Source organism: Acidimicrobiia bacterium (assembly GCA_040878325.1).
GTDB lineage: Bacteria > Actinomycetota > Acidimicrobiia > Spongiisociales > UBA11373 > JAUYIV01.
Map to the genome: position 1 here is coordinate 14,489 of JBBDMM010000003.1, position 7,673 is coordinate 22,161.

At 64.3% G+C, this 7,673-nt stretch carries 6 protein-coding genes and 1 pseudogene; 5 read left to right on the forward strand and 2 right to left on the reverse strand.

From position 1 onward, the window contains the following. Positions 1 to 95 precede the first annotated feature (95 nt). The 5 genes and pseudogenes from WD184_01820 (at position 96) to WD184_01840 (ending at position 5,600) form a co-directional block, all read left to right on the forward strand. Complete coding sequence (locus WD184_01820) at positions 96 to 1,118, forward strand: amino acid ABC transporter substrate-binding protein (protein ID MEX0825486.1); 1,023 nt, start codon at positions 96 to 98, stop codon at positions 1,116 to 1,118. A gap of 145 nt (positions 1,119 to 1,263) precedes the next feature. Then, positions 1,264 to 2,415, forward strand: a complete 1,152-nt coding sequence (locus tag WD184_01825) for an ABC transporter permease subunit (protein ID MEX0825487.1) — start codon at positions 1,264 to 1,266, stop codon at positions 2,413 to 2,415. Then, positions 2,412 to 3,845 (forward strand): amino acid ABC transporter permease, encoded by a 1,434-nt coding sequence (locus tag WD184_01830; GenBank protein MEX0825488.1) that lies wholly within the window; start codon positions 2,412 to 2,414, stop codon positions 3,843 to 3,845. Before WD184_01825 ends, WD184_01830 begins: the two co-directional genes overlap by 4 nt. Before the next feature lie 53 nt (positions 3,846 to 3,898). Further along, positions 3,899 to 4,642 carry an amino acid ABC transporter ATP-binding protein gene (locus WD184_01835; protein ID MEX0825489.1) on the forward strand — a complete coding sequence of 248 codons (744 nt, stop codon included), beginning with the start codon at positions 3,899 to 3,901 and terminating at the stop codon, positions 4,640 to 4,642. A 155-nt stretch (positions 4,643 to 4,797) separates the two neighbouring features. Further along, a pseudogene (locus tag WD184_01840) lies at positions 4,798 to 5,600 on the forward strand (cation transporter). 113 nt (positions 5,601 to 5,713) lie between these two features. Here the strand turns inward: WD184_01840 and WD184_01845 are convergent. Next, entirely contained in the window at positions 5,714 to 6,226 is a 513-nt protein-coding gene (locus WD184_01845) for a secondary thiamine-phosphate synthase enzyme YjbQ (GenBank protein MEX0825490.1), read from the reverse strand. 77 nt (positions 6,227 to 6,303) lie between these two features. Beyond that, entirely contained in the window at positions 6,304 to 7,515 is a 1,212-nt protein-coding gene (locus WD184_01850; protein MEX0825491.1) for an amidohydrolase family protein, read from the reverse strand. Positions 7,516 to 7,673: the final 158 nt, after the last annotated feature.

Below are 7,673 nucleotides of genomic sequence, written 5' to 3' on the forward strand. Positions count from 1 at the left end.
GGCCGCCCCAAGGGCGGCCGACTCTCGCCCGGCGGGGCGGGCGACTCCTTTGCTAGGGTCGCAGTAGGGCTATTCCAGCCCAGAGGAGGAAACGAATGCAGTCAACGAAGCGAATCTTCGCCTTGATTCTCGGTCTCGCGCTCGTCGCGACCGCCTGCGGAGGCGATGACGAGGGAAGCGATCTGTTGGCCGAGGTGCAGGAGCGGGGCCACATTCTGTGTGGTGTCAACGACGTACTGCCGGGCTTCGGCATCGTCGACGCGGCCGGCAATTACAGCGGTTTCGACATCGACCTCTGCCGGGTCGTGGCCGCGGGGATCCTGGGTGATGCCAACGCGGTGGAGTTCGTGCCGCTGGCGGCTGGGGAGCGGTTCACCGCCCTCCAATCCGGGGAGATCGACGTTCTGATCCGCAACACCACCTGGACATCGTCGCGTGATGGGACGGAAGGGGCCACCTTCCTGTTCACCACGTTCTACGACGGTCAGGCAGTGATGGTGCCCGCTTCTACGGGGTTCACCGCATTGGAGGACCTCGCTGACGCCAACATCTGCGTGCTGTCGGGAACGACCACCGAACTGAACCTGACTGCGGTGTTCAACGCCCGCGGCATCCCGTTCAACCCCGTGGTCTATGCCGACAATGCCGAACTGCGGCCCGCCTATGAAGAGGGCCAATGTGAGGCGTGGACCTCCGACGCCTCACAGCTTGCCGCGAACAAGTCGGCGATCGAGGGTGAGGGCGGGGCCGCCCAGTTCATCATCCCCGAGATCATCTCCAAGGAGCCTCTCGGCCCGGCAGTGCGCGACGGCGACTCCGCCTTCGCACAGGCGGTGGAGTGGTCGGTGATGGCAACGGTGCAGGCGTGGGAGTTTGGGATCGACAGCACGAACGTCGTCGGCTTCACGTCGACCGACCCCAACGTGGCGAACTTCCTCGGTGCCCTCGACCCGGCGTTGGGTCTGCCCACGGACTTCGCGGTGCAGATCATCAGCCAGGTGGGGAACTATGAGGAGATCTATCTCCGCCACATTCCGGCGATCGGCATCGCCCTCGAGGGCACGCCGAACGACCTGTGGACCAATGGTGGACTGATGTACGTCCCGCCCTACCGGTAGGCCGCACGTCACCAACACGCAATAGGGGAATGGGCGGCCGGCTGAGCCGGCCGCCCTTCCTCGTCATCAGTGGGGTGGTGAGCTGACCCAGGACACGATCCGGAGAGACGACCGTGTCGCAGTCGTTTGGTACCGCGACGTTCGGGTGCTGCGCGTCGTGGTCCAGGTGTTCGCCGTCGTTGCAGTGGCGGGACTGCTCTTCTGGCTGTTCAACAACCTCGTCAACAACCTTGATCGGCTGAACATCAACACCGACTTCGGGTTCCTCTGGCGACCCACCCAGTTCCAGATCCCGTTCGACGAAGGCTTCAACCCACGCAGCCCGGTGTGGCAGATGGTGATGGTCGGTGTGAAGAACACCTTCCTTGCCGCCTTCTTCGGAATCATCCTCGCCAGCGTCCTCGGCCTGATCGTGGGGATCTCCCGACTCTCCTCCAACTGGCTGGTCGCCCGCGTCGCAACCGCCTATGTGGAGACGCTCCGCAACATTCCGCCTCTCGTCGTCATCATCTTCTTCGGGTTCGCCCTGTTCACCTTCGGGCCATTCCCGGTGGTCAGCGAAGCCCAACAGATCTCGTTCTTCGGGTCGGACAACAACTTCCTGATCCTCTCCAACACAGTGTGGGGCTTCCCCTCCCTCTCCGCCGGCGATGGCGTCGGGGTGTTCTGGATGTTCGCCGCAGCGGGTATCGCTGCCGGCGCCGCGGTGGTTTGGTGGAGGACCCGTGTCGCCGAGCGCACCGGGCGTCCGCACCGCCGGGTGCTGTTCGGCTTCGGGGCGTTTCTGGCTTTCATCGCCGTGGGGTTCGCCGTCGGCGGCGACGTGTTCTCTTGGTCGTGGCCCGCATTGGCTCCCACAGCCAGAACCATCGTCGGAGGCTTCGAGATGAACTATGGGTTCATCTCGGTGACAGTGGCGCTCGGGCTGTACACCGCCAGCCATATTGCCGAGATCGTGCGGGGGAGCATCCTTTCGGTGCCCAAGGGCCAGACCGAAGCGGCCAGCGCCATCGCCCTGACCACATTCCAGCGGTACCGATTCGTGGTGCTTCCCCAGGCGTTCAAGGTCGCGGTGCCCCCGTTCATCAATCAGTGTCTGAACCTGGTCAAGAACACCTCGCTCGGGGTGGTGGTGGCCTATGCCGAGATCACTGCCCTGACCCAGACCTCGATCGGCAACGGCCGACCGGCGCCGCAATCCATCCTCATCCTCATGGGCGTGTACCTGGCGTTCTCGTTGACCATCTCACTGGTCCTCAACTTGTACAACCGTCGACTCCAGATGGTGGAGCGATGAGCGGCCGCCCCTTCCTGGAGCCGGGCCTCGAGGAGCCCATGCTCGTCGTGGCCGAGAGCCCCCCGGAGCGGCTCTCGGCCGGACGATGGGTGCGGCGGCACCTGTTCAACTCCTGGTACAACGCGGTGGTCACCGTGCTCCTCGCCGGAGCAATTGGGTACCTGGGCTACCGGTTCTTCGGCTTCTTGTTCGTGACCGGTCGCTGGGAGCCGGTCACCGAGAACCTCACCCTGTTCATGGTGGGCCGGTTTCCCCGCGACGAACTGTGGCGCCTCGTCGCCCAGGTGCTGATCTGGTCGGGCGCACTCGGTCTGGCGTGGGGTGCCGCCGTCTCGGGGGCTCGGTTCCGGGCGGCCCAGGCCGGAGTGCCCTACCACGAAGACCCGGTCCTGGCCAAGGTGCGCCGTTACTGGGGGTTGCTGGGGCTGCTGGTGTTGCTCTTGGCGCTCACCCAAACCCTCGACCCTCTGGTGTTGGCTGTCTCGGCAATCGGCGTGGCGATGGGGTTTCAGGTGGTCGGCAGCCGGACCCAGGGTCAGCACGCCGACCTGCTCTGGGCGGTTGTAGGCGTGCTGGGTGTCGTCGGCTACCAGATCGTGAGCGGGTTCCACGGCAGCGGCTGGCTCTGGATGGCGGCCCCGGTGGCCTACGGGGCATCGCGTCTGCTCGCCCTGGTGGACTGGTCCAACCCCCGGCGGGCGCGGCGAATCCGCGCCGCGATCATCATCGGCATTTTCGTGGCGTCCTATGCGCTCTACGCGGTGCTCGACCTCGAGGGTGTGGGATGGGACCACTGGGAGGGGCTGCGGCTCAACCTGATCGCCGCGGCGCTGACGATCGTGCTGGCGTTTCCTCTCGGGTTGCTCCTCGCCCTGGCGCGTCGGTCGTCGTTTCCGGTGCTGCGCCTCATCTCCACGGGGTACATCGAGCTGATTCGGGGGGTCCCGCTGATCACCCTGCTCTTCATGGGACAGTTCATTCTCGGGTTCTTCCTCAACACCTCGACCCCGCTGTCGGATCTGACCCGGGCGGTCGCCGCCTTCACCCTGTTCACCGCCGCCTATGTCGCCGAGATCGTGCGCGGCGGGCTCCAGTCCGTGCCAAAGGGCCAGATCGAAGCCGGGCAGTCGTTGGGTCTCTCACCGATCGGGGTCACTCGTCTCATCGTGTTGCCGCAAGCACTGCGGGCGGTGATCCCGGCGATGGTCGGCCAGTTCATCGCCCTCTTCAAGGACACCAGCCTTCTCACCATCATCGGCATCGCCGAGGTCTTGCGGGTGCGTTCCCTGGTCCACGCCCAGGCCGAGTTCCGTGGGTTCGGCATCGCCGAGACGCTGGTGTTCGTGATGTTGGCCTTCTGGGCCTTCTCGTTCACGATGTCGCGGGAAAGTCAACGATTGGAACGCCGACTCGGGATAGGAGAACGCTGATGTCCGAGGACCTTCGGTCGACCACCGACGAGATCTTTCAGGATGCCACGGAGATGCGGGGCACCGGGGAGTTGATGATCGAGGTCGAGGGCGTCGACAAGTTCTTCGGCGACTTCCAGGCGCTCAAGGGCATCAACATGAAGGTGGCGCGGCAGGAGGTGGTCGTCGTCTGCGGTCCCTCAGGATCAGGCAAGTCGACGCTTATACGGTGCATCAATCGTCTCGAGAAGCACGATCGGGGGCGGATCGTCGTCGACGGGATCGAGTTATCAGACGACATCCGCAAAATCCAGGGGATCCGTATGGAGACCGGGATGGTGTTCCAGCAGTTCAATCTCTTCCCCCACATCACGGTGATCGACAACATCACCCTGGGTCCGCGCCAGGTCCGTCACATGCCGAAGAAGGAGGCCGAGGAACTCGCGATGGAGCTGCTGACGCGGGTGAAGATCCCAGAGCAGGCCCGCAAGTTCCCCGGGCAGTTGTCCGGAGGTCAGCAGCAACGAGTGGCCATCGCCCGATCGCTTGCCATGAGTCCAAAGGTGATGCTCTTCGACGAGCCCACTTCGGCGCTCGACCCCGAGATGATCAAGGAAGTTCTCGACGTGATGCGGGACCTGGCTCGCTCCGGCATGACCATGATCGTGGTCACCCATGAGATGGGCTTCGCCCGCGAGGTCGCCGACCGGGTGGTTTTCATGGCGGGGGGTGAGATAGTCGAGGTGGGCACCCCGGAGCATTTCTTCACGAACCCGCGCGAGGAACGAACGAAGCTATTCATTTCACAAATCCTCTGATAGGGGCTGCGCCCGGCTCTCAGAGGATGGCGGCTGGCAGCGGCGTGCTCATGGTGGCTTGTCACACAACGTTGCGCTGGTCGGTGGGTTCCAACACACCTGACTTCCCCGCACCGTCGTATCCTCAGATACAGGCCCATTGTGATAGGAGAGACATGGCCACCGGAGGAACCCGGGCGATTCTCGCCGCAATGGTTGCCAATGCAGGCATCGCGGTGGCCAAGTTCGCCGCCTATCTCGTCACCGGTTCTGCTTCGATGCTCGCCGAGTCGGTGCATTCTGGTGCTTGTCATCGGCGATCCGCCGTTGCCTGCTCCTTCTCGGAGGCCGCCAGGCACGCCCAGCCCAGGTTGGAAACTTCGTGGGGATTCTCGAGTCATTCAGCTTTCGCACCGCCATCGTCGAGGCGAGGAAAGTAAAAGGAGACCGCAGCTGGTGGGCCTACATACGTCGTTCGCGATCACCGGAGCTTCCCGTCGTGTTGCTCGAGGATGCCGGTGCGATGTTCGGCCTGCTGATCGCTCTTATCGGCGTGAGCCTCGCCGCCGCCACCGGAGATCCGATCTGGGATGGAATCGCAACCTTGGGAATCGGTGTACTCCTTTTGGTGATTGCTTCATTTCTAACCGTGGAGATGCGCTCATTGCTCTTGGGAGAAGCGGCAACCACTGAGGACATCACCGCAATCACGAACGCAGTTCGCAGGTCTGATGGGGTGAAGCGAATAATCGACCTGAGGACGCAGCACATCGGGCCTGAGGAATTGCTCGTCGCAGGGAAAGTCGAGTTCGATCATTCCCTCACGATGAGTGGTGTCGCCGACGCCATCGACCGTTGTGAAGTGGCCATCAGGCAAGCAGTGCCCTACGCCCTGCGGATATACATCGAACCTGACCTCTTCGATCACGACCACACCGGCACCGCCGACCTTCCTCCCGAGGTCGTAAGCGGCCACTGAGTCTGAAGCCATGACCCCAGCCGGCGCTCAGGGGTAGTGGAGGCGTCGACCCTTGGACCCGACCGGGTTTCGCATGTCGGCCGTCGCCGGAGGCTGCCCGGAGGGCGGCCGACCTAAACCCCCTGTACGTGTACGACCACGCGGCGTTCGCGCGCCTGGTCCAGCTCGCCGAAGAGGACCTTCTGCCAGGTGCCGAGGAGGACCTCGCCTTCGACCACCGGGACCGTGGCTGAGGCGGTTCCGACGAGCATCTGGCGGCAGTGGGCGTGGCCGTTGCGGAACTCGTCTTCCTGGAGGTTCTCGGTGCGGAGTTCGTGGTCGTCGTGCTCGTAATAGGACTCGACGGGCACGAGGGCGTCCATGAGTCGGCGGTAGTCGTTGAGGAAACCCGTCTCTGACTCGTTGAGGACGATCGTCGTCGTGGTGTGCGGTGTGTGGATCGTCACCTGGCCGTGCCGGACGTCGGAACGGAGGACCACCTCGCGCACGAAGTCGGAGAGATCCCAGAACTCGCCGGTGGCGGTCGTGGTGAAGTGGAGCACTTCGGTCCGGATGGGGGGAGATTCCGAAGCCGCGAGGACGGTGATGGTCCCCTCCGGGCGTCGCGTACCGCGACGCGTGGTCATGTGGTCGTCCACTTGGGCGATTCTCCGAGTCGGCGTCTCAGCGACACGATAGCGGTACCCGATTCTCAAACAGTCGCTCAGAGCCCGCCCGACACCAACCGGCCGTTCTTGAAGACGGCACTGATTCGCCCGCGGAGGCCTTCGAGCTGCATCGGGTCACCGTCGACGACAACCAGGTCGGCCCGCTTGCCGGCCTCGAGGGTCCCCCGGTCCTCGGCGACGTCGAGGCACTCTGCGGCGTTGCGGGTCGTGGCGAGGAGCACGTCCTCGGGTGACATCCCCCCTTCGGCCATCAACACCAGCTCATCGAGATTCTCACCGTGAGGGGTGACTCCGCTGTCGGTTCCCATCGCCACCTTGACACCGGCGGCTACCGCCTTGGCAAAGGAGGCACGATGGATCTCGATCACGTCCTTCGCCTTCTTGACGGATGCTTCGGGGATGGCCATTCCCGCCTCGGCCGCCTTGATCACCCCTGTGGGAGCAACAAGTGTCGGCACCAGGAAGGTACCCCGAGCCAGCATCAACTCGATAGCCTCGTCGTCGAGGTAGATGCCATGGTCGATGGAACGAATGCCGGCTCGCACCGCGTTCTTGATGCCGTCGTAGGCCTGGGCATGTGCCATCACCCACACGCCGAGGGCACGGGCCGTCTGCACCAGCACTTCCAGCTCCTCGAGGGTGAAGTGGGCGTGGCGGGGGTCGTCGCGTGGTGACAGCACGCCGCCCGAAGTCGCCACCTTGATGACGTCGCCACCCATGCGCACCACCTCACGCACCTTCTGACGAATCTGGTCGGGTCCGTCGACGATGCTCGACGGGAGCCCGGGATGCTGGGTGAACAGCCGGATGTGTTGACCCGAGGGCAGCCATCCGTCGCCGTGGCCGCCGGTCTGGCTGAGCATGATCAGGGATATCTGCATGTGGGGGCCTTCGATCAGACCCTTCTCCACGGCCGTCTTGATGCCGAGGTCCGCTCCACCGGCGTCCCGGATGGAGGTGATCCCGGTGTCCAGCGTGGCTTGCAGGTTGTGGGCCGCCTCATAGAAGTGGAGCGAGAACGGCTTCTGGAGGATTCCGAAGATGTCGACGTTGCTCACTGCCACGTGGGTGTGGCAGTCGAAGAACCCGGGGAGCAGGGCGCGGCCCCCCAGGTCGTGGGCCTCATCGCCGTCGAGGCCCTTGCCGATGTCGACGATGCGGTCGCCTTCGAGGACGACATCGCCGTCGGCGATCGGGGCGCCGGTCCCGTCAAAAATGCGTGCGTTGGAAAGCAAAGTGCGAGTCATATGGGGAGGCTACTCCGATGGCCTTCGGCCCTCGGAGTAGCCGGCTACCCGCTACCCGCTGCCCGCTAGAACTCGTCGAAACCATCCCGCGCGTGCTTGCCGGTAGCGGGTAGCGGTGACCGGTAGCGGGCGGCAGAGTAGGGGGGCGAAGGCCCCCG

Excerpts from the sequence above, each read along its gene's own strand:
- WD184_01830 (MEX0825488.1), top strand. The coding sequence starts at position 2,412 with ATGAGCGGCCGCCCCTTCCTGGAGCCGGGCCTCGAGGAGCCCATGCTC.
- WD184_01820 (MEX0825486.1), top strand. The coding sequence starts at position 96 with ATGCAGTCAACGAAGCGAATCTTCGCCTTGATTCTCGGTCTCGCGCTC.
- WD184_01850 (MEX0825491.1), bottom strand. The coding sequence starts at position 7,515 with ATGACTCGCACTTTGCTTTCCAACGCACGCATTTTTGACGGGACCGGC.
- WD184_01845 (MEX0825490.1), bottom strand. The coding sequence starts at position 6,226 with ATGACCACGCGTCGCGGTACGCGACGCCCGGAGGGGACCATCACCGTC.
- WD184_01835 (MEX0825489.1), top strand. The coding sequence starts at position 3,899 with ATGCGGGGCACCGGGGAGTTGATGATCGAGGTCGAGGGCGTCGACAAG.